Origin of the sequence: Mesorhizobium sp. WSM4308, from assembly GCF_002294905.1 — a bacterium.
Taxonomy (GTDB): Bacteria; Pseudomonadota; Alphaproteobacteria; order Rhizobiales; family Rhizobiaceae; genus Mesorhizobium.
Genome location: NZ_NSFW01000004.1, coordinates 380,853 through 404,328 on the forward strand (window position 1 = coordinate 380,853; position 23,476 = coordinate 404,328).

At 63.9% G+C, this 23,476-nt stretch carries 25 protein-coding genes; 21 read left to right on the forward strand and 4 right to left on the reverse strand.

Translation table 11 applies throughout. The features are described from left to right. Window positions 1-146: 146 nt before the first annotated feature. The 3 genes from CK227_RS09900 (at window position 147) to CK227_RS09910 (ending at window position 3,746) form a co-directional block, all read left to right on the forward strand. Complete coding sequence (locus CK227_RS09900; RefSeq protein ID WP_095772429.1) at window positions 147-1,700, forward strand: sugar ABC transporter ATP-binding protein; 1,554 nt, start codon at window positions 147-149, stop codon at window positions 1,698-1,700. Next, entirely contained in the window at window positions 1,697-2,665 is a 969-nt protein-coding gene (locus tag CK227_RS09905; protein WP_095772428.1) for an ABC transporter permease, read from the forward strand. The genes CK227_RS09900 and CK227_RS09905 overlap by 4 nt, the downstream gene beginning before the upstream one ends. Window positions 2,666-2,729: 64 nt before the next feature. After that, the gene (locus CK227_RS09910; protein ID WP_095772427.1) at window positions 2,730-3,746 is read left to right on the forward strand and encodes a zinc-binding alcohol dehydrogenase family protein; all 1,017 of its coding nucleotides are present in this window, start codon (window positions 2,730-2,732) and stop codon (window positions 3,744-3,746) included. 15 nt (window positions 3,747-3,761) lie between these two features. Here the strand turns inward: CK227_RS09910 and phnF are convergent, their stop codons facing one another. Beyond that, complete coding sequence (gene phnF, locus CK227_RS09915; RefSeq protein ID WP_095772426.1) at window positions 3,762-4,511, reverse strand: phosphonate metabolism transcriptional regulator PhnF; 750 nt, start codon at window positions 4,509-4,511, stop codon at window positions 3,762-3,764. Between the two features lie 120 nt (window positions 4,512-4,631). Here phnF and phnG point away from each other — a divergent pair, with 120 nt between their 5' ends. The 13 genes from phnG (at window position 4,632) to phnE (CK227_RS09980) (ending at window position 15,560) form a co-directional block, all read left to right on the forward strand. After that, window positions 4,632-5,093, forward strand: a complete 462-nt coding sequence (gene phnG / locus CK227_RS09920; protein WP_095772716.1) for a phosphonate C-P lyase system protein PhnG — start codon at window positions 4,632-4,634, stop codon at window positions 5,091-5,093. Further along, the gene (gene phnH / locus CK227_RS09925) at window positions 5,093-5,704 is read left to right on the forward strand and encodes a phosphonate C-P lyase system protein PhnH (RefSeq protein ID WP_095772425.1); all 612 of its coding nucleotides are present in this window, start codon (window positions 5,093-5,095) and stop codon (window positions 5,702-5,704) included. Before phnG ends, phnH begins: the two co-directional genes overlap by 1 nt. Window positions 5,705-5,706: 2 nt before the next feature. Beyond that, the gene (locus tag CK227_RS09930) at window positions 5,707-6,819 is read left to right on the forward strand and encodes a carbon-phosphorus lyase complex subunit PhnI (RefSeq protein ID WP_095772424.1); all 1,113 of its coding nucleotides are present in this window, start codon (window positions 5,707-5,709) and stop codon (window positions 6,817-6,819) included. Next, the gene (fosX, locus tag CK227_RS09935; RefSeq protein WP_095772423.1) at window positions 6,816-7,235 is read left to right on the forward strand and encodes a FosX/FosE/FosI family fosfomycin resistance hydrolase; all 420 of its coding nucleotides are present in this window, start codon (window positions 6,816-6,818) and stop codon (window positions 7,233-7,235) included. The genes CK227_RS09930 and fosX overlap by 4 nt, the downstream gene beginning before the upstream one ends. Then, window positions 7,232-8,131, forward strand: a complete 900-nt coding sequence (locus CK227_RS09940; protein ID WP_095772422.1) for an alpha-D-ribose 1-methylphosphonate 5-phosphate C-P-lyase PhnJ — start codon at window positions 7,232-7,234, stop codon at window positions 8,129-8,131. Before fosX ends, CK227_RS09940 begins: the two co-directional genes overlap by 4 nt. Next, window positions 8,128-8,904, forward strand: coding sequence for a phosphonate C-P lyase system protein PhnK (phnK, locus tag CK227_RS09945; RefSeq protein WP_095772421.1), 777 nt, complete (start codon window positions 8,128-8,130; stop codon window positions 8,902-8,904). Before CK227_RS09940 ends, phnK begins: the two co-directional genes overlap by 4 nt. Before the next feature lie 2 nt (window positions 8,905-8,906). Then, window positions 8,907-9,614: a phosphonate C-P lyase system protein PhnL gene (gene phnL / locus CK227_RS09950; RefSeq protein ID WP_095772420.1), complete on the forward strand. Its 708-nt coding sequence runs from the start codon at window positions 8,907-8,909 to the stop codon at window positions 9,612-9,614. Beyond that, window positions 9,611-10,228 carry a DapH/DapD/GlmU-related protein gene (locus CK227_RS09955; protein WP_095772419.1) on the forward strand — a complete coding sequence of 206 codons (618 nt, stop codon included), beginning with the start codon at window positions 9,611-9,613 and terminating at the stop codon, window positions 10,226-10,228. The genes phnL and CK227_RS09955 overlap by 4 nt, the downstream gene beginning before the upstream one ends. 85 nt (window positions 10,229-10,313) lie before the next feature. After that, window positions 10,314-11,024, forward strand: a complete 711-nt coding sequence (locus tag CK227_RS09960; protein ID WP_095772418.1) for a DUF1868 domain-containing protein — start codon at window positions 10,314-10,316, stop codon at window positions 11,022-11,024. A 225-nt stretch (window positions 11,025-11,249) separates the two neighbouring features. Continuing rightward, window positions 11,250-12,107 (forward strand): phosphonate ABC transporter ATP-binding protein, encoded by an 858-nt coding sequence (phnC, locus tag CK227_RS09965; RefSeq protein ID WP_095772417.1) that lies wholly within the window; start codon window positions 11,250-11,252, stop codon window positions 12,105-12,107. 148 nt (window positions 12,108-12,255) lie between these two features. After that, entirely contained in the window at window positions 12,256-13,164 is a 909-nt protein-coding gene (gene phnD / locus CK227_RS09970; protein WP_095772416.1) for a phosphonate ABC transporter substrate-binding protein, read from the forward strand. A 53-nt stretch (window positions 13,165-13,217) separates the two neighbouring features. Next, entirely contained in the window at window positions 13,218-14,189 is a 972-nt protein-coding gene (gene phnE / locus CK227_RS09975) for a phosphonate ABC transporter, permease protein PhnE (RefSeq protein WP_095772415.1), read from the forward strand. A 3-nt stretch (window positions 14,190-14,192) separates the two neighbouring features. Continuing rightward, window positions 14,193-15,560, forward strand: a complete 1,368-nt coding sequence (phnE, locus tag CK227_RS09980; protein ID WP_095772414.1) for a phosphonate ABC transporter, permease protein PhnE — start codon at window positions 14,193-14,195, stop codon at window positions 15,558-15,560. A gap of 47 nt (window positions 15,561-15,607) precedes the next feature. Here the strand turns inward: phnE (CK227_RS09980) and CK227_RS09985 are convergent, their stop codons facing one another. Genes CK227_RS09985 through CK227_RS09995 form a run of 3 tightly spaced genes read right to left on the reverse strand, consistent with a single transcriptional unit; the run spans window position 15,608 to window position 18,796 of the window. Further along, the gene (locus CK227_RS09985; protein ID WP_095772413.1) at window positions 15,608-16,459 is read right to left on the reverse strand and encodes a sugar phosphate isomerase/epimerase; all 852 of its coding nucleotides are present in this window, start codon (window positions 16,457-16,459) and stop codon (window positions 15,608-15,610) included. A 42-nt stretch (window positions 16,460-16,501) separates the two neighbouring features. Next, window positions 16,502-17,689, reverse strand: coding sequence for a Gfo/Idh/MocA family oxidoreductase (locus CK227_RS09990; RefSeq protein ID WP_095772412.1), 1,188 nt, complete (start codon window positions 17,687-17,689; stop codon window positions 16,502-16,504). 51 nt (window positions 17,690-17,740) lie between these two features. Further along, window positions 17,741-18,796: a sugar phosphate isomerase/epimerase gene (locus tag CK227_RS09995; RefSeq protein ID WP_095772715.1), complete on the reverse strand. Its 1,056-nt coding sequence runs from the start codon at window positions 18,794-18,796 to the stop codon at window positions 17,741-17,743. Between the two features lie 401 nt (window positions 18,797-19,197). On the opposite strand from CK227_RS09995, the gene CK227_RS10000 reads away from it, so the two are divergent. From CK227_RS10000 to CK227_RS10020, 5 genes are read left to right on the forward strand one after another with little or no spacing between them, the layout of a single operon-like run. Next, the gene (locus CK227_RS10000) at window positions 19,198-20,085 is read left to right on the forward strand and encodes a sugar phosphate isomerase/epimerase (protein WP_010911615.1); all 888 of its coding nucleotides are present in this window, start codon (window positions 19,198-19,200) and stop codon (window positions 20,083-20,085) included. 60 nt (window positions 20,086-20,145) lie between these two features. Further along, window positions 20,146-21,315 (forward strand): mandelate racemase/muconate lactonizing enzyme family protein, encoded by a 1,170-nt coding sequence (locus CK227_RS10005; RefSeq protein WP_095772411.1) that lies wholly within the window; start codon window positions 20,146-20,148, stop codon window positions 21,313-21,315. 2 nt (window positions 21,316-21,317) lie between these two features. Then, window positions 21,318-22,037 carry a FadR/GntR family transcriptional regulator gene (locus tag CK227_RS10010; protein WP_095772410.1) on the forward strand — a complete coding sequence of 240 codons (720 nt, stop codon included), beginning with the start codon at window positions 21,318-21,320 and terminating at the stop codon, window positions 22,035-22,037. Window positions 22,038-22,039: 2 nt separating this feature from the next. Next, complete coding sequence (locus CK227_RS10015) at window positions 22,040-23,032, forward strand: hydroxyacid dehydrogenase (RefSeq protein WP_179296404.1); 993 nt, start codon at window positions 22,040-22,042, stop codon at window positions 23,030-23,032. Window positions 23,033-23,072: 40 nt separating this feature from the next. Continuing rightward, complete coding sequence (locus CK227_RS10020) at window positions 23,073-23,462, forward strand: hypothetical protein (RefSeq protein WP_095772409.1); 390 nt, start codon at window positions 23,073-23,075, stop codon at window positions 23,460-23,462. Window positions 23,463-23,476: the final 14 nt, after the last annotated feature.

The window sequence follows — 23,476 nt, forward strand, 5'->3', positions numbered from 1 at the left end:
TTGAGACGCACTGTTTCCGGGGCCTCGTGCCCCGGAAACGACAGCGACGTCGTTTGGAAATAGGGCAACCTGGGCTAGGTTGCCCTGGCAGGCATTTCGAAGCCCGCCGCGGGCCCAGATCGTGAGGCCAATCAGGGAGGATTGTCATGACATCGACGGCTCAAGACCTGCACCCCGCCCCTGTGCTGGAGCCTGGCAGGACGATCCTCGAACTGCGCGGCCTCGAAAAGAAATATCCCGGCACCCATGCGCTGAAGCCGGTGACGCTGGCCTTCAAGTCGGGCGAAATCCACGCCATCGTCGGCGAGAACGGTGCCGGCAAATCCACTCTGATCAAGCTTCTCACCGGCGTCATGCCGCGCACCTCCGGCGAGGTCATCTGGGAGGGCAATCCGGCGGCGCTGGCGACCCCGCATGAGGCGATGGCGCTCGGCATCAACGCCGTGCACCAGGAAGTCGTGCTCTGCCGTCATTTGACGGTCGCCGCCAACATGTTCCTCGGCGAGGAGAATTCGCGCTTCGGCATCCTGCAGCAGCGCGTCATGGTCAAGGAAGCGCAGAAGATCATCGACGATCTCGGCTTCGACCTGCCGGCGCATGTCATGCTCGGCGACCTCACCATCGGCCAGCAGCAGCTGATCGCCGCCGCCCGCGCCACGGTGCGCGGCACCAAATTCCTGATCTTCGATGAGCCGACCGCCTACCTGACCCGCAAGGAGGCCGACCAGCTCTTCACGCTGATCCGTCGGCTGAAGTCCGAGGGCGTGACCATCATCTACATCAGCCACCGCATGGAGGAGGTCTTCGAGCTCGCCGATCGCGTCTCCGTGCTGCGCGACGGCACGCTGGTCGGCACCAGAAACATCGCCGAGACCAACGATGCCGAACTGGTCAAGCTGATGATCAACCGCTCGATCGAGCAGGTCTATCACAAGGAGCACTTCACGCCGGGTGCCGCGATCGTGGAGACCAGGAACCTGTCGGGCAAGGGCTTCGAGAATGTCTCGATGACCGTCCGCGCCGGCGAGATCGTCGGGCTCTACGGGCTGATCGGCGCCGGGCGCAGCGAATTCGTCACCACGCTCTACGGCCGCCATCGCAAATCGGCCGGCCAGATCCTGTGGGAAGGCAAGCCGGTTCAGGTCAATTCGGAGCACGATGCGATCAGGCTCGGCATGGCGCTGGCGCCGGAAAGCCGCCGCGACCAGGGCCTTTGCCTCAATTTGCCGGTTGGCCTCAATCTCAACCTGCCGATCTACAAGCGCATCTCCAAAAACCTGTTGATCTCCGGCGCGCAGGAGAAGGCCCAGGCCGACCGCCAGATCGCCGATCTCCGCATCAAGACGCCGACACGCCATGCGCTGGCCTCCAGCCTGTCGGGCGGCAACCAGCAGAAGATCGTCATCGGCAAATGGCTGGCGCATGGCGCCAAGCTGTTCATTTTCGACGAGCCGACAGTCGGCGTCGATGTCGGCACCAAGGCCGAAATCTACCGCCTGTTCGGCGCGCTCTTGTCGAAGGGCGCCGGCATCATCCTGATCTCGTCCTACCTGCCGGAAGTCTATGAGCTGGCCGACACGCTGCATGTGTTCCGCCGCGGCAAGCTGGTGGCGACACACGGATTCCGCACCGCCGATCACGAGGAAATTCTCACACAGGCGCTCGCCGAGAAACAAGAAAAGCTGGGAGGAAAGATATGAGCACCGAGGCGATCCCTGCCGAAAAATCCAAGCGCAATTACAACGCCCTGTTCGGGCTGACGCTGCTGGCGCTGCTGGTGCTGCTCTGGGTCATCCTGTCGCTGTCGACATCGAGCTTCGCCTCGGCCAACAACATCTCGAACCTTTTGCGTCAGGGTTCGATGATCGCCATCCTGGCGGTCGGCCAGACCTTCGTCATCATCACCGGCGGCATCGATCTGTCCGTCGGCGCTGTGGTCGGCTTTGCCACCGTCATTGCCGCGATGCTGATCAACGCCGGCATACCGGTCTTCCTCGCCATCGCGATCACGCTGCTGGTCGGCGTTGCCATCGGCCTGTTCCACGGCTTCGGCATCGTCAAGATGGGCCTGCCGCCCTTCATCATCACGTTGGCGACGCTGACCTCGCTGCGCGGCATCGGCCTTCTGATGACCAACGGCAACTCGATCTCGATCAACAATGACGCCTTCCAGGAATTCTCGCGCAACTCCTTCCTCGGCGTGCCCAATCTGTTCTGGATGGTTATCCTGGTCGGCATTCCGGCCTACATCTTCCTGCATCACAGCCGCTGGGGCCGCTACCTCTTCTCGGTCGGCTCGAACGCCGAGGCCTCGCGCCTCTCCGGCGTCAATGTCCAGCGCACCATCTACATGGCCTACACGCTGTCGGGCCTGTGCGCGGCTTTTGTCGGCGTGCTCCTGGCCTCGCGCATCGGCATCGGCAACCCGACCCAGGCCGAGGGCTGGGAACTGCAGGCGATCGCGTCCTCGGTCATCGGCGGCACCTCGCTGTTCGGAGCGGTCGGCTCGGTGCATGGCCCGCTGCTCGGCGCCTTCATTCTCGCCACCATCAACAACGGCGCCAACCTGCTCAACGTCAACGCCTTCTGGCAGCGCATCATCACTGGCGTGCTGATCATCGTCATCGTCTATTTCGACGGTCTGCGCCGCCGCGGCGGCAAGTGACCATTGCTGAAATCGATCTCCGGCCCGGCGTGAAGACAGGTCGGAAACCTAATCGGACTGAGACATGAAAGCCGTTATCTGCCGCTCGCCCGGGGAACTCATCCTGGAAGACCGCCCCGCGCCCGGCGCGCCCCCTGCCGGCTGGGCGCTGGTCGCGGTCAGCCATGTCGGCATCTGTGGCACCGACTACCACATTTTCGAAGGCAAGCACCCGTTCCTCGCCTACCCCCGCATCATGGGCCATGAAGTCTCCGGCACCGTCATCGAGACCGGCGAGGGCGTCGATCTTGCCGTCGGCGAACCGGTCGTCATCAACCCTTACCTCTCCTGCGGCAAGTGCATCGCCTGCCGGCACGGCAAACCGAATTGCTGCGTCAAGATCGAGGTCTTGGGCGTCCATCGCGACGGCGCCATGTGCGAACGCATTCTTGTCCCGGCGCGGAATCTCTATCCGGCCAATGGCCTGTCGCTGGCCGACGCAGCCGCCGTCGAATTCCTGGCCATCGGCGCGCACGCGGTACGTCGCGCCCGTGCCGATCCCGGCGCTCGCGCTCTGGTCATCGGCGCCGGCCCGATCGGGCTCGGCAACGCCATCTTCGCCCGCATTGCCGGGCTCGACGTGACGCTGCTCGACATGAGCAGTGAACGTCTCGTTTTCGCCGAAAACGAACTTGGCTTCAGGATCCTCGACGGCTCGCGCGGAGCGGTGCCGGATCTGGTCAAGGAAGCGACATCGGGCGAAGGCTTCGACCTGGTCTTCGACGCCACCGGCAACACCCGGTCGGTGCAGTCGGCTTTCGCCCACGTCGCGCATGGCGGCACACTGGTGCTGGTCAGCGTCGTCAAGGACGACATCGTCTTCTCCGACCCTGAATTCCACAAACGCGAAATGACGCTGGTCGGCAGCCGCAATGCACTGCGTGCCGATTTCGATCATGTCGCAGACTCGATCCGCAACGGCGCCGTGCCCCTGGCCAAGCTGGTCACCCACCGCACGACGCTGGCCGATACGCCGAGCGATCTCGCCCGCTGGGCGCATGAGAAATCCGGCCTGATCAAGGCCGTGATCGAGATCGGATAGTCGGCAGGATTCGGCTCACAGCGCCGACAGTTTGAGCTCGACCCGCTCCGCCGGAAAGCGCGACTCGGAGAACTGGATCGGCTGACCGTCCGGCGTGATGTTGACGGCCACCGTGACCAGCACGATGGCGCCTGGCTGCAGGTCGAGGTCGGCGAGATCGGCCGCATCGGCATGGCGTGCCGACAGCACGGTCGATTGCCTGAGATAATCGTCTATGCCGAAGCGGGCCAGCGACGCGGTGATCGAGCCAGTCTCAGCCATCGCCTTGTCGATGCCGGCAAAGCGCCTGGCATCGAACCAGCCAGCAGCGCGTGACACAGGCCGTCCATCGGCCTCACCGCGTGTCTCCAGCCGGATCACCTCGGCGCCCTTGGCAAGGCCAAGCCCTTCGGCGACACGCGGGCTGGCCGGCTCGACCGACGAGGCAAGCAGCACGATGTGCCGTTCCGAGGTTTGTCCCTGCAGGCCCGTTGAAAAGCGTGTGCGCGCCCCGATCGGATAGGACAGCCGCTTGCGAGACAATACGAAGGTGCCACGCCCCTGCTCGGCCCGCAGCACACCTTCCTGCACAAGCGCCGATATGGCGCTGCGCACCGTGTGGCGATTGACGCCATAGCGCTCGGCGAGCGCCACCTCCGGCGGCAGCGCGGCATTCTCGGCGAAATCGCCGGTGGCGATCGCCTGCAGGATCCTGTCGGCGATCTGCCGCCACAGCGAGACGCCGCTGCGCCGTTCAATACTGTCGGCTTCCTGTCGCCCGATCATGAGTTGGCCCCTGCCTTCCGTCCCCTGTCATCCACTCGTCATGGACTCGCGCTAGGTAATATGTATAATTTGTATAGTTGTCTATATCAATAGACAAATTAGCGAAGAGGAATGCTGCCGATGCGAGGACAGGAAGCCCGCGACCAGGCCGGACGCAAAGCCGCGATGGCGACCCTGGCGCAATCGAGCGGCGACGATATCGTCCGGCTCTGGAACGAAGCCGGCCTGCCTTCGCAGGCCGAACTGCTGCGCGGTCCCGAGACCGGACTGGTGACGCTGCGCGGTCGCATCGGCGGCGGCGGCGCGCCGTTCAATGTCGGCGAGGCGACCGTCACCCGCGCCACTGTCCGGCTGCCGTCCGGACAGGTGGGCCATTGCTACGCGCTTGGCCGCGACAAGCAGAAGGCGAAGCTGGCGGCGATCGCCGACGCGCTCTGGCAGGACCCTGCCCGCCGCGCCGAGGTCGAGACCAGGCTGATCGCGCCTTTGAGGTCGGCGCTCGCCGCTGCCCAGGAAAAACGCCGCGCCGAGACAGCGGCAACGAAAGTGGATTTCTTCACCATGGTTCGCGGAGAAGACTGATGGATATCGCAGCACAATCGATCGAGGGCGGCTTTGCCGATCCGGTGTTCAACGCCCAGACGGTGTTTCGCGCGGTCATGGACGCGATGGCGCGGCCGGGCAGCGTGCAGCCTCTGTCGGCCCTGGCCCGCCCGCCGGCGCCGCTCTCGCCAACCGCTGGCGCCGTGGCACTGGCGCTGTGCGACAACGACACGCCGCTCTGGCTCGACCCGGCCCTGCACGCCTCCGCCGCGATCGGCTCCTGGCTTGGTTTCCATACCGGCGCGCCGCTGGCCAACACGCCTGCCGACGCGCATTTCGCCTTTGTCGCCTCGCCGGCCGAGATGATGGCGCTCGACGGCTTTGCGCAGGGAACGCAGGATTATCCCGACAGGTCGACCACCCTGATCCTGCAGGTCAGCGACCTCGTTTCAGGCACTCCGTTGCTGCTGGAGGGTCCCGGCATCGAAATCAGCGCCACGATCGCGCCGGCGCAGATGCCGCGTCATTTCATCGAGCAGTGGAAGCAGAATATCCAGCGCTTTCCGCGCGGCGTCGACATCATCCTCGCCACATCAGAAGGCGTAGCCTGCCTGCCGCGCACGACGCGCATCAAGACGATGGAGGCTTGAAGATGTATGTCGCGGTAAAAGGCGGTGAAGCCGCAATCGCCAATGCCCACAGCCTGCTCGCCGATCGCCGGCGCGGCGACCGTTCGGTGCCGGCACTGCGCCTCGACCAGATTGTCGAACAGCTGGCGCTCGGCGTCGACCGGGTGATGAGCGAAGGCTCGCTCTACGACCGTGAACTCGCGGCACTCGCCATCGTCCAGGCGCGCGGCGACATGATCGAGGCGATCTTCCTGGTGCGCGCCTATCGCACCACGCTGCCGCGCTTCGGCTACACCAAGCCGATCGACACCGGCGCCATGCTGGTCGAACGGCGCGTCTCGGCAACCTACAAGGATCTGCCAGGCGGCCAGTTGCTCGGGCCGACCTTCGACTACACGCACCGGCTGCTCGACCCCGAACTTGCCGCCGGCGCCGATGTCGCCGAACCCTTGCGGCGCGAGACGGAAGCGCAGGCCATGCCGCGCGTCTCGGCGATCCTCGCCCGCGAAGGCCTGATCGAACCGGACGGCGAGATGCCGCAGGACCATGTGCCCGGCGACATCACCCGCGAGCCGCTGGAATTCCCGATGGCGCGCGACATCCGCCTGCAGGCGCTGTCGCGTGGCGATGAAGGTTTTCTTCTGGCACTCGGCTACTCCACCCAGCGCGGCTATGCCCGCAACCATCCCTTTGTCGGCGAAATCCGCATCGGCGAGGTCGAGTTGGAACTCGATGTTCCCGAACTGCCCTTCGCAGCACCCCTCGACACGGTGCGGGTCACCGAGTGCCAGATGGTCAACCAGTTCAAGGGCTCGGCCAAGGCGCCGCCGCAGTTCACCCGGGGCTACGGCCTGGTCTTCGGCCAGAGCGAGCGCAAGGCGATGGCCATGGCGCTCTGCGACCGCGCCCTGCGCGCCTCCGAGCTCGGCGAGGACATCATCGCCGCCGCCCAGGACGAGGAATTCGTCATCTCGCATTCCGACAATGTCCAGGCGACCGGCTTCGTCGAGCATCTGAAGCTGCCGCATTATGTCGACTTCCAGGCCGAACTCGACCTCGTGCGCCGCATGCGCGCCGAATATGAGGCCCGCGAAAACCCCGCGAGGGTCGACGAGAAGCGGGAGGCCGCGGAATGATCGAAGGCCTGTCCCACATGACCTTCATCGTTGGCGACCTCGAGCGGATGACAAGGATACTCGAGGGCGTCTTCGACGCGCGCGAGGTCTATGCCAGCGACGCCGAGCAGTTCTCGCTGTCACGCGAAAAATTCTTCCTGATCGGCGACATCTGGATCGCCATCATGCAAGGCGAGAAGCTTAACGAACGCAGCTACAACCACATTGCCTTCAAGATCGATGACGCCGATTTCGACCGCTACGCCGAGCGCGTCGGCAAGCTAGGCCTCGACATGCGCCCGCCGCGCCCACGCGTCGAGGGCGAAGGCCGCTCGATCTATTTCTACGACGACGACAACCACATGTTCGAACTGCACACCGGCACGCTCACCGAGCGGCTGGCGCGCTATGCCAAAGGACTTGAGGTCGCATCATGACCGATATCGCCACCTACAACTTCGCCTATCTCGACGAGCAGACCAAAAGGATGATCCGCCGGGCGATCCTCAAGGGCATCGCCATCCCAGGCTATCAGGTGCCGTTCGCCTCGCGCGAAATGCCGATGCCCTATGGCTGGGGCACCGGCGGCGTCCAGGTCACCGCCTCGATCATCGGCCCCGATGACGTGCTGAAGGTCATCGACCAGGGCGCCGACGACACCACCAATGCGGTGTCGATCCGCGCCTTCTTCAAGAAAGTCGCCAATGTCGCTGTCACCACCGATACCGCCAGCGCCACCATCATCCAGACCCGCCACCGCATCCCCGAACATCCGCTGACCGCGGGCCAGGTGCTGGTCTACCAGGTGCCGATCCCCGAGCCGCTGCGCTTCCTCGAACCGCGCGAGACGGAAACGCGCAAGATGCATGCGCTGGAGGAGTATGGCCTCATGCATGTGAAGCTCTACGAGGACATCGCCAAGCACGGCCGCATCGCCACCACCTATGCCTATCCGGTCAAGGTCGAGGGCCGCTATGTGATGGACCCCTCGCCGACGCCGAAATTCGACAATCCCAAAATGCACCGCTCGCCGGCCTTGCAGCTGTTCGGCGCCGGACGCGAGAAGCGCATCTATGCGGTGCCGCCCTTCACCGATGTCGTCAGCCTCGACTTCGAGGACCATCCATTCGAGGTGCAGACCTTCGACCAGCCCTGCGCACTGTGCGCGGCCGAGAATGTCTATCTCGACGAGGTCATCCTCGACGACCATGGCGGCCACATGTTCGTCTGCTCCGACACCGACCATTGCGAGAAGCGGCGCGAAGAGGGCCATCGCGGCCATCTTGCTCCGGAAATCCATCTTGCTTCCGAAAAAATGGAGCCGGCACAATGACCGACGAACCGCTGCTGCGCGTCTCGGCGCTCTCCAAATTCTACGGTTCGCGCGTCGGCTGCGACAACGTCTCCTTCGACCTGTGGCCGGGCGAAGTCCTGTCAGTCGTCGGCGAATCCGGCTCCGGCAAGACGACGCTGCTCAATTGCCTGTCGACGCGGCTGCTGCCGTCGTCGGGCACCGCCAGCTACCGCATGCGCGACGGCCAGTTCCGCGAGCTCTACCGCATGAGCGAGGCCGAGCGCCGCTTCCTGATGCGCACCGACTGGGGCTTTGTTCACCAGAACCCGGCCGACGGCCTGCGCATGACGGTGTCCGCCGGCGCCAATGTCGGCGAACGGCTGATGGCGGTCGGCGACCGCCACTACGGCAAGATCCGCGCCACGGCCGTCGACTGGCTGTCGCGCGTCGAGATCGAGGAAGACCGTATCGACGACGAGCCACGTGCCTTTTCCGGTGGCATGCGCCAGCGCCTGCAGATCGCCCGCAACCTCGTCACCGGCCCACGGCTGGTGTTCATGGACGAACCGACCGGCGGTCTTGACGTCTCGGTGCAGGCGCGCTTGCTAGATCTCTTGCGCGGGCTGGTCACCGATCTCGGCCTCGCGGCCATCGTCGTCACCCACGATCTCGCGGTGGCGCGCCTGCTGTCGCAGCGCATGATGGTGATGAAGGACGGCCGCGTCGTCGAAAGCGGCCTCACCGACCGCGTGCTGGACGACCCGCGCGCGCCCTATACCCAGCTTCTCGTTTCCTCCATTTTGCAGGTGTAGCGATGCCAACCCCGCTCGTTGTTTCCGACGTCGCAAAAAGCTTCACCATGCATCTGCGCGACGGCATCAAACTGCCCGTTATCGCCGGTGTCTCGTTCTCGATCAAGGCGGGCGAATGCACCGTGCTCGGCGGCCCGTCCGGGGCCGGCAAGAGCTCCATCCTGAAGATGCTCTACGGCAACTATGCCGTCGACGAGGGGCAGATCATCGTCAGCCACGAGGGCGGACTGATCGATCTTGCCAACGCCAGCCCACGCACCGTGCTTGCCGTTCGCCGGCAAACGATCGGCTATGTCAGCCAGTTCCTGCGCACCGTGCCGCGCGTCTCGGCGCTCGATGTCGTCGCCGAGCCGCTGGTCGAGCGCGGCGAGGACCGCGAGGCCGCCAGAGGCAAGGCGCGCGCCTTGCTGGCGCAGCTCAATTTGCCGGAAAAGCTCTGGGCGCTGCCGCCGGCGACCTTCTCCGGCGGCGAGCAGCAGCGCGTCAACATCGCGCGCGGCTTCATCACCGAGCATCCTATCCTGCTGCTCGACGAACCAACCGCCTCGCTCGATGCCACCAACCGCGACGTGGTGATCGAACTCATCGCCGCCAAGAAGGCGGCGGGCGTCGCCCTGCTCGGTATCTTCCACGATCATGATGTGCGCGAGGCCGTTGCCGACCGCATCATCGACGTCACCGTTTTTGCTCCAGGAAAACTCGCCGCATGACCAGGAAATTGTCGGAGACGCCGCTGGTCCATCCGACGGCGGAGGTGCACAATTCGACGCTTGGCCGCTGGACCGAGATCGCCGACCGCAGCAGAGTTTCGGAAAGCGAACTCGGCGACTATTCCTACATGATGCAGGATTGCTCTGTCTGGTGCGCGACGATCGGCAAGTTCGCCAATATCGCGGCAAGCGTGCGCCTCAACGCCACCAACCACCCGACCTGGCGGCCGACGCTGCATCACTTCACCTACCGCGCCTCGGACTATTGGGACGACGCCGAGCATGAGAGCGAGTTCTTCGCCCAGCGCCGCGCCAAGCGCGTCACCATTGGTCACGACACCTGGCTCGGTCATGGTTCGACCGTCCTGCCGGGCGTCACCGTCGGCGATGGCGCGGCGGTTGGTGCCGGGGCGGTTGTCTCGAAGGATGTCGCGCCCTATACCATCGTCGCCGGCGTGCCGGCCAAGCCGATCCGTGAGCGTTTCGACCGCCGCACCGCCGAACGCTACCAGGCGCTGGCCTGGTGGGATTGGGACCACGTGCGGCTGCGCGCTTCGCTCGATGATTTTCGCGAGCTGTCGGCGGAGGCCTTCCTGGAGAAATACGAGGGATAGTTCCTCACATCATCGTCATTCTGGGATCCGTTCATATCCCTGACACAGGACTCGGACAGGACGCCATCTCCCCAAGGAGATTGCCATGCTCGACACCGTCAGACCCTCGCTCGCCGGATTTTTTGCCGGCTCCAATCCGACCCCGCCGGCGCATCTCGGCACGCGCTACGACACCTCGGGCAATTTCCTGACCGAGCCCGGCAACACCGTTGTCAGCCATCTCGTCAGCGGCTCGCCCTCCGAGGCCGTGGTGCTTGCGGTGCGCGAGAAGATGCTGGCGATGCCCGACGCCGACCGGCTCGCCTTCACGCCCATTTCCAGCCTGCATATGACGCTGTTCCAGGGCATCATCGAATATCGTCGCCGCTTGCCTTACTGGCCGCAGGACGTACCGCTCGACACCAGCATTGACGCCATGACCCGCCTCTATCTGGAGCGCCTTAAGGGCTTCGAGGGCTTCGGTCCTTTCAACATCAAGGTGATCGAAATCGTGCCCACCGGTCTCACCGTGGCCGGCGCGACCGACGAGGACGTGCGCATCATGCGTCAATGGCGCGATGCGCTGGCGGTGCCGTTCGGCTATCGGCACCCCGATCATGACGCCTACGTCTTCCACATCACCTTTGCCTATCAGATCCAGCGCCTCGCCTCCGATCGCGCCGCCGCGTGGCAGGCTCTGTTCGACGATTGCCTGGCGCTTTTCGCAAGGCAGGCTCCGACAATCGAGATCAAGGCGCCCGCCTTCTGCGCCTTCCGCGACATGAAGCACTTCGAGGAATTGCTGGTGCTCGGCTGATCGCCGACAAGGCGCCAATGCATGTCGCCCGAAAGTGGCCCCGGGAGAACGACATGCATAAAGCCAAATACCTGGAGCGCGTCGCATGAATTCGTTTCAGCGACGCGCTTCGGCCGTCGCGCCTGTGGAGCGTAACAAAACTGACATGCTGGCGACATGGCAGGTTCATGTGGCTGCGTTAGGCGAGGGCCTGACGATCAACAAGGTCGGGACTGGAACCTGCTCATGTCAGCAAGCTCTGCCACGCTCGAAATCCGCGGCGTCAGCCGACGATTTGGCAAGAACACAGCCGTCAGCGACGTCAACATCTCGATCCCGCAGGGTCAGATGGTTGGCGTCATCGGCCGTTCAGGCGCTGGCAAATCGACCCTTCTTCGCATGATCAACCGTCTTGTCGACCCCAGCCAGGGGTCGATTTTTTTTGACGGCGCCGAGGTCTCCCGGCTGCGCGGCTCGCCGCTGCGGCGCTGGCAGCGCGATTGCGCCATGATCTTCCAGCAGTTCAACCTGGTGCCGCGCCTCGACGTGCTGACCAACGTCCTACTCGGCAAATTGAACCACCGTTCGACCCTGTCCAACCTTCTCGGCATGTTCTCGCGTGCCGAATGCGCCGAGGCGGTCGCCGCGCTCGAGCGGCTCGACATAGCCCGCACCGCGCTTCAGCCCGCCGGCACCTTGTCTGGCGGACAGCAGCAGCGTGTCGCCATCGCCCGCGCCATGATGCAGCAGCCCAAAGTGATCCTCGCCGACGAGCCGATCGCCTCGCTCGACCCGCTCAACGCCAAGGTGGTGATGGATTCGCTGCAGGACATCAATCTGCGCGAGGGCATCACCGTCGTCACCAACCTGCACACGCTCGACACCGCCCGCGCCTATTGCAACCGCATTATCGGCATGGCCGCCGGCAAGGTCGTCTTCGACGGCCCGCCGGAAGAGCTCAACCGTGAGGCCGTGCGCGTCGTCTATGGCGCCGACAGCAATGGCGCAGAGATATCGGAGGCCATCACCTCCACCAGCGTTGCCTTCAAGCAGAAGATCGCAGCATCCGCCGGACCGCTCGAACCCGCATTCCCGGGTTACTGAGCCCATGATCCCGAAAAGTGGAATCCGGTTTTCGGGAAAGATCATGGGCCGAGAAAGGGCGGTTGGGATCGTCCGCCCGCGTCAAGGGCACTTGTCAAGATCAAGAACGCTGCCGGCGCGGGGCCGGAACTTACAGGAGAGACATCAAATGTTCAGGAAGATGGTTTTCAGCGCCGTTTCGGTGCTCGCCATGGCAACCAGCATGGCCCACGCCGCCGACATGAAGGAATTCCGCGTCGGCATTCTGGGCGGTGAAAACGAGACCGACCGGCTGCGCAACTACCAGTGCCTGGCCGATCATCTGAAGGCCGAATTCGGCTTCGAGAAGGTCTCGCTGTTTCCTGCCGCCGACTATGACGGCGTCATCCAGGGCCTGCTCGGCGGCACGCTCGACTTCGCCGAACTCGGCGCATCCGGCTACGCCAGCGTCTATCTCAAGGACCCGAGGGCGGTGACCCCGATCCTCACCACCAAGCAGACCGACGGTTCCACCGGCTATCATTCGATCGGCCTGGCTCTGAAGACCTCGGGCATCACCGACATCAAGTCGGCCAAGGGCAAGAAGCTCGGCTACGCCGATCCGGACTCCACCTCGGGCTACCTGATCCCGCTGACCCAAATTCCGAAGGACACCGGCGCCTCGAACGAAACCTTCTTCGCTTCGACCCAGTTCAACGGCGGCCATGAGAACAACATCCTGGCCGTGCGCGACGGCAAGGTCGATGTCGCGGTGGATGATTCCTCCGGCATCGGCGACTTCAAGAACGGCTTCACCTCCGGCACCTTCCACAAGGTCGTCGCCAAGGGCGCCGTCGACCCGAACGACTTCGTCGAAGTCTGGCGCTCGGGCCTGATCCCGAACGGCCCGCTGGTCGTGCGCACCGCGCTCGGCGAGGAGATGACCGCCAAGCTCGCCGCCTTCTTCACCGAGCTGCCGAAGAAGGACAAGGCTTGCTTCGAGGGCGTCGAAGGCGGCGATTTCACCGGCTACGTTCCGGTCAAGCCGGATTTCTACAACGTCATCGTCGAAGCCCGTAAGGCGGCCATCGGCGGCTAACGGCGAAATCGAAAAGGGCGGTGTCAAACACCGCCCTTTTTGCATCTCCGATCATGACCCTCTCCGTGACAGCCCCTTCTTTGACAACCCCTTCTGGCGCGCCCCAGCAGATGGCCGATGCGTGGAGACGCCAGACATCGCTGCGCCGGTTCTATACGGTGCTCGGCGTCGGCCTGCTGCTGGCCGCGATGTTCGCCAGCATGTGGTTCGCCGACGAAGCAAATGCCGGGCACTTCTTCGACAGGCTGCCGCATATTCTGGATTTCCTAAGCTGGCTGGTCCCCAAGGACTGGAACGACGTCTGGCGGGCACTGTTCGACATTGCCTCGCCGCATGACACCGGCACCCAGGAATACAATTTCCCGCTCGGCCGGATTTATGTCTGGGGCGGATTCTACATTCCCGAATATTTCGAGCTGATGCTGACCACGGTGAACGTGGCGCTGGTCTCGACCTTCATCGGCTTTATCTTCGCGGTGCCGTTTTCCTTCATCGCGGCGCGCAATCTGACACCTCATCCGGCCCTGCGGCTGATCGTCAAGCGCTTCATGGAGCTGCTGCGCGCGTTCCCTGAGATCGTCATTGCCGGCCTGTTCGCGGCCATCGTCTCCATTGGCCCGATCGCCGCCATCATCGCCATCGGCCTGCATTCGATCGGCGCGCTCGGCAAGCTGTTCTATGAGATCAACGAAAACATCGACATGCGCGCCGAGGAAGGCCTTCGCGCGGTCGGCGCCAACTGGTTCGAGCGCGTGCGCTTCGCCGACCTGCCGCAGGTGCTGCCCAATTTCATGTCCTACACGCTGCTGCGCGTCGAGATCAATGTCCGCGCCTCGACCATCATCGGCGCCGTCGGCGGCGGCGGCATCGGCGAGGAATTGAAGCTCTCCATCTCTCGCGGCTTCGGCGCCAAGACGCTGGCGCTGGTGCTGCTCTTGTTCACGACCATCTTCATCATCGACCAGTTCTCCGCCTGGCTACGCCGCAAGCTGGTCGGCGAACAGGCCTTTATGATGGGCGCATAAACCATGGCGACAATGACCGCCGAGGAGATATTGTCGATCGAGGAGCGATATCCGCAAGTGTTCCGGCGGCCGCTGTACAAACGCTTCGCTCCGCTGTTCCTGTTCATCGGCATCCTGACCTATCTCGTCTATGTCCTGTGGTTCTTCAGCCTGCCGCAAGTGCTGCGGGAATCGCACTGGGAACGTCTGCCGCTGTTCCTGACACAATGGATCAGCTACGACCTGCAACCGGAATTCCGCCTCGACCAGCCTGAGATCACGCCAAAATACCCGCGCTTTTCCGCGCTTGGCGAGAACCCCAACCCCGACTGGGTGATCAGGAATCGAGACGGCACCTTCACCGTGCTGATCGATGGTCCGGCGAAATCCGTCACCTTCGACAAGGCGCAGGCAACGATCGTGGCCAACGGCCAGACCGTGCCGGTTTCACTGACAAGCGGCAAGCCGGTGATATCAGGCCCGGTGCCGGACTGGATCACCGCGCACGACGACGAGGTGGTTGCCAAGATGGGCTTCGTCGGCGAGGTGCGCGTCACCGTCGACCGCGTCAAGGTGCGCAAGCGCTTCCTCGGCTGGGCGAATTTCGTCTTCGATACGCGCTCGCCCTTCTTCGGCAAATCAGCGGGAGAGGTGATCTCGCTGATCGTGTCCGGGCCTGAACTGAAGCAGGGCACGTCGAACCTGGCGCTGGCAGGCGACAACATCTGGAACAACGCCCAGTGGCAGCATGGCGACGTTTGGACGAAGCTGCTGCAGACCATCGTCATGGCGTTCCTGGGCACGCTGCTTGGCGGCATCGTCGCCTTCCCGCTCGCCTTCTTCGCCGCCCGCAACATCACGCCGAGCGGCGTGCTCAGCCAGGTCCTGAAACGCTTCTTCGACTTCATGCGCTCAGTCGACATGCTGATCTGGGCACTGTTCTTCACCCGTGCGTTCGGCCCCGGCCCGCTTGCGGGCAGTGCCGCGATCTTCTTCACCGAGATCGGCACGCTCGGCAAAACCTACTCCGAGGCGCTTGAGAACATCGACGACAAGCCGCGCGAAGGTGTGTTGTCGACCGGCGCCAACGGCCTTCTGGTGCAGCGCTACGGCGTGATGCCGGAAGTCATCCCGGTCTTCATCAGCCAGACGCTCTACCAGTGGGAGTCCAACACCCGCGGTGCCACCATCATCGGCGCCGTCGGCGCCGGCGGCATCGGCCTGAAATTGTGGGAAGCGATGCGCACCAACTCCAACTGGGCCAACGTCTTCTACATGGTGCTGCTGATCCTGCTGGTCGTCTTCATCTTCGACAACATCTCGAACTTCCTGCGCCGCCGGCTGAGCCGGACGATTCACGACTACAACAGACTTCAGGCCGAGCAGGGGTGATGCCCTCGGCTCCAGGATCGACAGCGGCTCAAAGCGCCTTCGTGGTTCTAAGCGGCTTTCCTCCACCCATTCCTGATATGCTTATAGCCCTCGCGATAAACTGCTTCCGGCGTTTCGGAAAAATCGCGCCACACCTTTGTCGCCGCCGCCAGATCCTTCAGCGACCGTCCGAAGGCCTCGATCGTCAGCCAGTCGTCATAGCCGCTCTTGCGGATCGCCGCGAACGTCTCTTTCCACGGGATGTTACCGCGCCCCGGCACGCCGCGATCGTTCTCCGATATGTGGATGTGCACGACATTCCTGCGATGCTTCGTATAGGCGCCGATCGGGTCGGCCTCCTCGATATTGGCATGAAAGGTGTCGTACATCGCCTTGATATGCGGTCGGCCGACGGCATCGATGTGCTCCGACAGATCCGCCATCGTGTTGAAAAGATAACATTCGAAGCGGTTCAGCGCCTCCAGCCCGATGGTCACGTTCCGCGTGCCGGCATGGTCGCCGATGGCGCGCTGCGAGGCGATGGAACGGTTCTTCTCGGCGGGTGTCGGCCCTCTGCCGGAAAAGGCGCCGAGCGTCGAGTGCAGCGGCCCGCTGAGCGTCCTGGCGCCGAGCGCGTCGGCGCAATCAACAGCCCATTTCATGTAAGCGATACCGGCCTTGCGCGTTGCCGCATCCGGCGAAATCAGGTTCATTGCCGGATCGCCCATCGCCGAGACCGCGGTGCGCTCCAGCCCGATGCGATCGAGCAGGTCGCCGAGCTTTTTGTAGTCGTCCGGCGTACCGGCGAAAATCGGTATCTCGACACCGTCAAAGCCTGTCGCCTTGATGTCGCGAAGCAGCGGCTCGTGTTTTTTCGAGACGCTGGTCGTCCACAAGAACATGCACATGCCGATTTTCATCGACAGCCCTCCCCCGTTCGATCCCCCCGGATCATTCTTGTTTTAGAGCTTCGTCCACGCCCCATTCTTCTTCGACGATTTCACGCAGGCCTCGATGAAGGCCATGCCTTCGACGCCATCCTGGATGGTCGGGAAGACGACGTCCTTGGCCGGCTTGCCACCCTTCTTGCGCGCCGCGCGGATGGCGCGTGCAGCCTCCTGATAGATATTGGCGAAGCCTTCGAGGTAGCCCTCGGGATGGCCTGACGGTACGCGGCTCACACGGCCCGCCACCGGCAGCGCGCCGGCGCCGTTGCGGGTGATCAACTGCTTGGGCTGGCCGAACGGCGTGTACCAGAGGTAGTTCGGATCGGCCTGCACCCATTCCAGCCCGCCCTTCGAGCCATAGATGCGCAGCTTCAGCCCGTTCTCGTGGCCCGGCGCCACCTGGCTGGCCCAAATCATGCCCTTGGCCGGATGCGTCTTGCCGGTGGACTTGAAGCGCAGCATGACGTTGACATTGTCGTCGAGCAGCCGCCCCGGCACGAACGCATCGAGATCGGCCGACAGCGAATCCAGCTCCAGCCCGGAGACGAAGCGGGCGAGATTGTAGGCATGGGTGCCGATGTCGCCCAGCGCGCCGCCGGCGCCCGCCTGCTTGGGATCGCCGCGCCATGAGGCCTGCTTCTGGCCGGTGGCGGCGAGATCCTCAGTCAGCCAGTCCTGCGGATATTCCGACTGCACGATGCGGATGTCGCCAAGTATACCCTTGGCCACCATTTCGCGTGCCTGCCGCACCATTGGATAGGCGGTGTAGTTGTGGGTAAGCACGAACACCTTGCCGGTCTTCTCGACCACCGCGGCGAGCTTTTTCGCCTCGGCCAGTGTCGTCGCCAGCGGCTTGTCGCAGATCACGTGGATGCCGGCCTCGAGGAAGGCCTTGGCCGCCGGCACATGGACATTGTTGGGCGTGACGATGGCCACCGCCTCGATGCCGTCGGGGCGCTTGGCCTCGGCCTTGGCCATCTCGGCATAGGAAGCGTAGCTGCGGTCCGGATCGAGCCCGAGTTCGGCGGCCGAAGCCTTGGCGCGCTCGGGGTTCGCCGACAGCGCACCAGCCACCAGCACGAACTCATTGTCCAGGCGCGCCGCGATGCGGTGCACCGCGCCGATGAAGGCGCCTTGCCCGCCGCCGATCATACCATAGCGGATCGGGCCGCCTCCCGTTTCCGATTTCGATGCGCCGACCATGTTTTCTCCCTCGTGTCTTGGATGCCCCCCTCGCGGGGGGAGCAAGTCGCTTCAAATTCCCATCATCGCGCGCAGCACTTTCTTGTCCGTCGCGCCACCGGCGAAGTCGTCGAATGCCTTCTCCGTCACGCGGATGATGTGGTGCTGGATGAAAGGCGCCCCTTCGGCCGCTCCGTCCTCGGGGTGCTTCAGGCAGCACTCCCATTCCAGCACCGCCCAGGAATCATAATTGTACTGCGTCAGCTTGGAGAAGATGCCGCCGAAATCCACCTGCCCGTCGCCGAGCGAGCGGAAGCGTCCTGCGCGGTTGGTCCAGCTCTGATAGCCGGAATAGACGCCTTGCCGGCCGGTCGGGTTGAACTCGGCGTCCTTGACGTGGAAGGCCTTTATGCGCTCGTGGTAGATGTCGATGAATTCGAGATAGTCGAGCTGCTGCAGCAGGAAGTGCGACGGGTCGTAGTTGATGTTGCAGCGCTTGTGGCCACCGACCGCGTCGAGGAACATCTCGAAGGTGGCACCGTCGAACACGTCCTCGCCGGGATGGATTTCGTAGCCGACATCGACGCCATTGTCCTCATAGACGTCGAGGATCGGCTTCCAGCGCTTGCCGAGTTCGGCGAAGGCCTCCTCGATCAGACCGGCCGGCCGCTGCGGCCAGGGGTAGAGGTAGGGAAAGGCCAGCGCGCCGGAGAAGGACACCGAAGCCTTGAGGCCGAGATTCTTCGAGGCTTTGGCGCCGAACTTCATCTGTTCGACCGCCCATTTCTGCCGCGCCTTGGGATTGTTGTGGACCGAAGCCGGCGCGAAGCCGTCGAACTGCGCGTCATAGGCAGGATGCACCGCCACCAACTGTCCCTGCAGATGCGTCGACAATTCGGTGATCTCGACGCCGGCATCGGCGCAAATACCCTTCACCTCGTCGCAATAGGCCTTGGAAGACGCCGCTTTCTCGAGGTCGAACAGGCGCGCGTCCCAGGTCGGGATCTGCACGCCCTTATAGCCGAGACCGGCGGCCCATTTGGTGATCGCGGCCAGCGAATTGAACGGCGCTGCGTCACCCGCGAACTGCGCCAGAAACAGTCCAGGGCCCTTCATTGTCGTCGGCATCGGCATCCTCCCTCATTGTGTCGCGACCAAGCATAGCGCCGATTGGAAGCAGGGCCAGCCATTTTGGTCTTTTTGCATCGGGCGCTTTGCAGGCACTGCCATTCTGGTATTACCAAATAGGGGAATTTGGTCAAGCCTGACAATGCATCGGCCGAGCCAATCGGATGCCCGAAGCATTGGCATATATCACAATATAATCAATGTAATAATTCACGCGGCGAGTTGCGCCTCCACGCTTCTTGCCGTTCCAGGCAATTTGCTGTAGACCTCGCTTAAGGCCCAATTGGTCGAACCAGTTTGCAGGAAAAGGCTGGGGATGCCTTGGGGAGGAACCCTTGCGCCGTCTTTCGGCGACGCATGCCGAAGGCAAACGATATGGACGAATTTGGGAAGGACAGACCATGCATCTTTCGACGCACAACTGGATGCGAGCGGAACCATTGGAGACGACGCTCAAGCGCATCAAGAAGTTCGGCTATGAGTCGATCGAGATTTCCGGCGAGCCCGAGCAGTACAAGACCAAGGAGACGCGGGCGCTGTTGAAGGAGCATGGCATTCGCTGCTGGGGCGCGGTGACCTTGATGCTGGGCGAACGCAACCTTGCCGCCAAGAACCAGGGCCAGCGCGAGCGCTCCGTGCAGTACGTCAAGGACGTGCTGACCATGGTCAGCGAGCTCGATGGCGAGATCATCACGCTCGTCCCAGCGACGGTCGGCAAGGTCGTGCCGGACGGCACCGAGGAAGAGGAATGGAAATGGGTGGTCGACGCGACCCGCGAATGCTTCACCCATGCCAAGAAGGTCGGCGTCAAGATCGCCGTCGAGCCGCTCAACCGCTTCGAGACCTACCTGTTCAATCGCGGCGCCCAGGCGCTGGCGCTAGCCGACGCGGTCAGCCCCGAATGCGGCGTATGCCTCGACGCCTACCACATCCATATGGAGGAATTTAACGTCTACGACGCCATCCGTAAGGTCGGAAAGCGCTTGTTCGACTTCCATGTCGCCGACAACAACCGCTTCGCAGCCGGCCTCGGCCAGATCGATTGGCCGAAGATCGTCGCCACCTTGAAGGAAGTCGGCTACGACGGCGCGCTGACCAATGAATTCGTCGCCCCGGTCGACCGCACGCCGGCGGCACCCTATCCCGAAATGGTCGAGCGCCACCCGGTCGATATCTCGCCTGAGCAGCTGAAGTTCATCCAGGACCACGGCTCCAGCGTGCTGACCGAGAAATTCTACACCGACCAGATGCGCATCACCGCCGAAACGCTGCTGCCGCTGATCAAGTAGTCGACGACTGTTGGGAAGTTTGCCCTTTCGCCCTGACCGGCGGCGGGGCTGGGGAAAGACATGCGCATCAAGACCGTCCAAGCCTGGTGGGTCCGCATCCCGATCGAAGCCGCTCGGCAGCACCGCAGCGACTTCGGCCAGGTGACGACCTTCGACGCCGCCATCCTGCGCATCGAAACCGATGACGGACTGGTCGGCTGGGGCGAAGGCAAGAACGCAGCCGGCAGCGCCGGCAGCTACGGCGCCCTCGTCCATATGCTGAACCAGGAGGTCGGGCCGCAGCTGATCGGCCGCGATCCGGCCGACATCGGCATCATCTGGGAAATGCTCTACAATGGCGTGCGCCACGACAGTGCCGCCCGCGCCGGCCACGCCATGCCGCAACTGGCGCGGCGCGGCATGAGCATCGCCGCCATCAGCGCCGTCGACATCGCGCTTTGGGATATCCTCGGCAAGTCGCTCGGCCAGCCGGTCTGGCGGCTGCTCGGCGGCCGCAAGATCGACCGCATGCAGGCCTATGCCTCGGGCGGCTGGGCGTCCGCCGATGCCATCGGTGAACAGTTGAAATCCTACATCGCCCGGGGCGGCTTCAAGGCGCTGAAGATGCGGGTCGGCGCCATGGATGGCGCCGCCCACGTCTCGGCGGCCCGCGTCCGCGCCGCGCGCCGGGCGCTCGGCCCCGATGTCGAGCTGATGGTCGACGCCCACGGCACCTATACGGTGGCGGAGGCCAAGCGCTTCATCCACCTCGTCAACGACCTCGACCTCGCCTGGTTCGAGGAACCGGTGATCGCCGACGACAAGCCGGGCATGGCGGAAGTGCGTGCCTCCGGCGCCGTGCCGATCGCCACTGGCGAAAGCGAGGCGACGCGCTATGCCTTCCGCGACCTTGCCGTGCTCAAGGCCGCCGACATCTTCCAGCCCGATCCCGCCTTTTGCGGCGGCATCAGCGAGGCGATGAAGATCGGCACCATCGCCAGCGCCTTCAATCTGCGCTTTGCGCCGCATCTGTGGGCCGGCGCGCCCTGTTTCTTCGCCGGGCTGCATGTCTGCGCCGCCTCGCCGTCGAGTTTCACCGTCGAATATTCGCTCGGCGCCAACCCGATGATCCACGATCTGATCGAAGAGACTGTCGAAGCACAGGACGGTATGATAGCGATCCCGGAAAAGCCCGGATTGGGATTCACCGTTTCTGAGCGATTCCTGGAGGCGCACGCGCAACGCAATTGACGATGAAAGAAAAGAACCTTCTCGCGGAACTCGCAGCCTATCTGTTCTCCCACTCGGACAAGGAGAGCGGCCGCACCCCATCCGAACGTGAACTGGCGGAGCATTTCGCCGTCAGCCGCGGCCAGATCCGCGAGGCGCTGGCCATCCTCGAAGCCATGCGCATCGTCGAGCGGCGCGCCAAATCCGGCATCTACATCGACACCAAGCAGGCGAGCGTCGAGGCGCTGGCGCTGTTCGCGCGCGCAGGCCTGCCGCTCGATCCCTTGCAGATTTACGAGACGGTCGAGTTGCGCAAGATCCACGAGATCAAGGCCGCCGAGCTTGCCTGCTCGCGCGCCACCGAGGAGAATTTCGAGCGGCTGCGCGAGATCCTCAAGGCTTCCGAGGAACGCATCGCCGCCGGCGAAGGTCTGGCCAAGGAGGACCGCGAATTCCACCTCGAGATCGTGCGCGCCACCAAGAACAGCGTCTTCCACAACATCTGCAGCGTCTACTATCTGATGGGCGAACAGCGCCTGCCGATCTACTTCAATGACCCCGAACGAAGCGTGCGTTCGCATGCCGAGCATGTGCAGATCTACGAGGCGCTGCTGCGCCGCGACGGCAATCTCGCCCAGGCGCTGATGAGCGCCCACCTGCAAGGGGCGGAGAGCTACTGGAAGGGCCTGATCGAGGGCGGCATGGCGGCTGCGCCCGCGAGCCCGACGCTCGAAAAGGCCTGAGAATGGCCCAGACCTTGCCGAAGATCCTGTCGACCCATCCGCTGCACCCGCGCGCCTCGGCCAAGCTCGCCGGCGCCGGCCAGCTCGTCATCGCATCGGCCCTCGATCCCGCCACCTTGACCCGGGAGGCCAAGGACGCCGATATCGTCATCGTACGCGCGCCGCTGCCGCCGGCGCTGTTCGAGGGCGCCTGGAGGCTGAGGGCAGCCATCCGCCATGGCGCCGGGCTCGACATGATCCCTATGGAGGCGGCGACCGCCGCCGGCGTGCTGGTGGCCAATGTGCCGGCGGTCAATGCCCGTTCGGTTGCGGAACACGTCATGTTTGCCGCACTTGCGCTGCTGCGGCAATTCCGCAGGGTCGACCGCGACCTGCGCGCCAAGGGCTGGCTCGCCGGGCGCGAGCATGCCAACGCCAACATCGAGCTCGCCGGCAAGACCATCGGCATTGTCGGCCTCGGCGCCGTCGGCCAGGCCGTCGGCCATATCGCTGCGCACGGTTTTGACCTCAAGGTGGTGGCAACGACGCGCAGCATGCAGCCGGCGCCCGAGAAAGTCGGCTTCCTGTCGATCGACGCGCTGGTCGAGCAAAGCGACATCATCGTGCTCTGCTGTCCGCTGACGCCGGAGACGCGCGGTCTGATCAGCCGCGAGCGCATCGCCCGCATGAAACCCAATGCGCTTTTGATCAACGTTTCGCGTGGGCCGGTCGTCGATGACGACGCCCTGATCGAGGCCCTGCGGGAGCGCCGCATCGGCGGTGCGGCACTCGATGTGTTTTCAACGCAGCCGCTGCCGTCCAATCATCCCTATTTCGGCTTCGACAACGTCATCATCACCCCGCATATGGCAGGCATTACCGAGGAATCGATGATGCGCATGGGCATCGGCGCGGCGGGCGAAGCGTTGCTGGTGCTGGACGGCAAGCTGCCGTTCAATCTGCGCAATCCGGAAGCGGCCGATCACTACCGGCGGCGTTTTCCGCTCGACCTATAGCAATCGCGGTTTCGCCCCAATTCTCCGCGACGGTGCGGCCATGTCCGGTCTTCGCCTCGCATTCCTGATTGCCGCAGCCTCGCCCATCGGCGCCCTGCCGGCATTCGCCGCGGCTCAGAGCAGCTATGTCTATTGCGACAATGGGTTGCGCTGCTTCAAGGCGCCCTGCCCGTCGAACAGCGCTCTCGACCTTGCCACCGGCAACATCATCAAGGGTGTGTCGATCGACGCCAGCGGATTGCCGCAGGCCGACAAGGCGATAACGGATCAGTCCGACGTGCTTTACAACGGGAAGATCGTCGTCAGGGGTTCGATCGAGCACCGCACCCAGACCATCACCGGCAAGGATTACAGCCGGCCATGGCTGGTCGCGACGCGCATCGTGCGCACCGCCAAGGACAGCGAACGCAAGCATTGTTCATCGCCCTGATCCGCAACTGAGAT

Coding starts and splice junctions, on each gene's coding strand:
- CK227_RS09900 (WP_095772429.1), top strand. CDS start 147: ATGACATCGACGGCTCAAGACCTGCACCCCGCCCCTGTGCTGGAGCCT.
- CK227_RS09905 (WP_095772428.1), top strand. CDS start 1,697: ATGAGCACCGAGGCGATCCCTGCCGAAAAATCCAAGCGCAATTACAAC.
- CK227_RS09910 (WP_095772427.1), top strand. CDS start 2,730: ATGAAAGCCGTTATCTGCCGCTCGCCCGGGGAACTCATCCTGGAAGAC.
- phnF (WP_095772426.1), bottom strand. CDS start 4,511: ATGATCGGGCGACAGGAAGCCGACAGTATTGAACGGCGCAGCGGCGTC.
- phnG (WP_095772716.1), top strand. CDS start 4,632: ATGCGAGGACAGGAAGCCCGCGACCAGGCCGGACGCAAAGCCGCGATG.
- phnH (WP_095772425.1), top strand. CDS start 5,093: ATGGATATCGCAGCACAATCGATCGAGGGCGGCTTTGCCGATCCGGTG.
- CK227_RS09930 (WP_095772424.1), top strand. CDS start 5,707: ATGTATGTCGCGGTAAAAGGCGGTGAAGCCGCAATCGCCAATGCCCAC.
- fosX (WP_095772423.1), top strand. CDS start 6,816: ATGATCGAAGGCCTGTCCCACATGACCTTCATCGTTGGCGACCTCGAG.
- CK227_RS09940 (WP_095772422.1), top strand. CDS start 7,232: ATGACCGATATCGCCACCTACAACTTCGCCTATCTCGACGAGCAGACC.
- phnK (WP_095772421.1), top strand. CDS start 8,128: ATGACCGACGAACCGCTGCTGCGCGTCTCGGCGCTCTCCAAATTCTAC.
- phnL (WP_095772420.1), top strand. CDS start 8,907: ATGCCAACCCCGCTCGTTGTTTCCGACGTCGCAAAAAGCTTCACCATG.
- CK227_RS09955 (WP_095772419.1), top strand. CDS start 9,611: ATGACCAGGAAATTGTCGGAGACGCCGCTGGTCCATCCGACGGCGGAG.
- CK227_RS09960 (WP_095772418.1), top strand. CDS start 10,314: ATGCTCGACACCGTCAGACCCTCGCTCGCCGGATTTTTTGCCGGCTCC.
- phnC (WP_095772417.1), top strand. CDS start 11,250: ATGTCAGCAAGCTCTGCCACGCTCGAAATCCGCGGCGTCAGCCGACGA.
- phnD (WP_095772416.1), top strand. CDS start 12,256: ATGTTCAGGAAGATGGTTTTCAGCGCCGTTTCGGTGCTCGCCATGGCA.
- phnE (WP_095772415.1), top strand. CDS start 13,218: ATGACCCTCTCCGTGACAGCCCCTTCTTTGACAACCCCTTCTGGCGCG.
- phnE (WP_095772414.1), top strand. CDS start 14,193: ATGGCGACAATGACCGCCGAGGAGATATTGTCGATCGAGGAGCGATAT.
- CK227_RS09985 (WP_095772413.1), bottom strand. CDS start 16,459: ATGAAAATCGGCATGTGCATGTTCTTGTGGACGACCAGCGTCTCGAAA.
- CK227_RS09990 (WP_095772412.1), bottom strand. CDS start 17,689: ATGGTCGGCGCATCGAAATCGGAAACGGGAGGCGGCCCGATCCGCTAT.
- CK227_RS09995 (WP_095772715.1), bottom strand. CDS start 18,796: ATGCCGACGACAATGAAGGGCCCTGGACTGTTTCTGGCGCAGTTCGCG.
- CK227_RS10000 (WP_010911615.1), top strand. CDS start 19,198: ATGCATCTTTCGACGCACAACTGGATGCGAGCGGAACCATTGGAGACG.
- CK227_RS10005 (WP_095772411.1), top strand. CDS start 20,146: ATGCGCATCAAGACCGTCCAAGCCTGGTGGGTCCGCATCCCGATCGAA.
- CK227_RS10010 (WP_095772410.1), top strand. CDS start 21,318: ATGAAAGAAAAGAACCTTCTCGCGGAACTCGCAGCCTATCTGTTCTCC.
- CK227_RS10015 (WP_179296404.1), top strand. CDS start 22,040: ATGGCCCAGACCTTGCCGAAGATCCTGTCGACCCATCCGCTGCACCCG.
- CK227_RS10020 (WP_095772409.1), top strand. CDS start 23,073: ATGTCCGGTCTTCGCCTCGCATTCCTGATTGCCGCAGCCTCGCCCATC.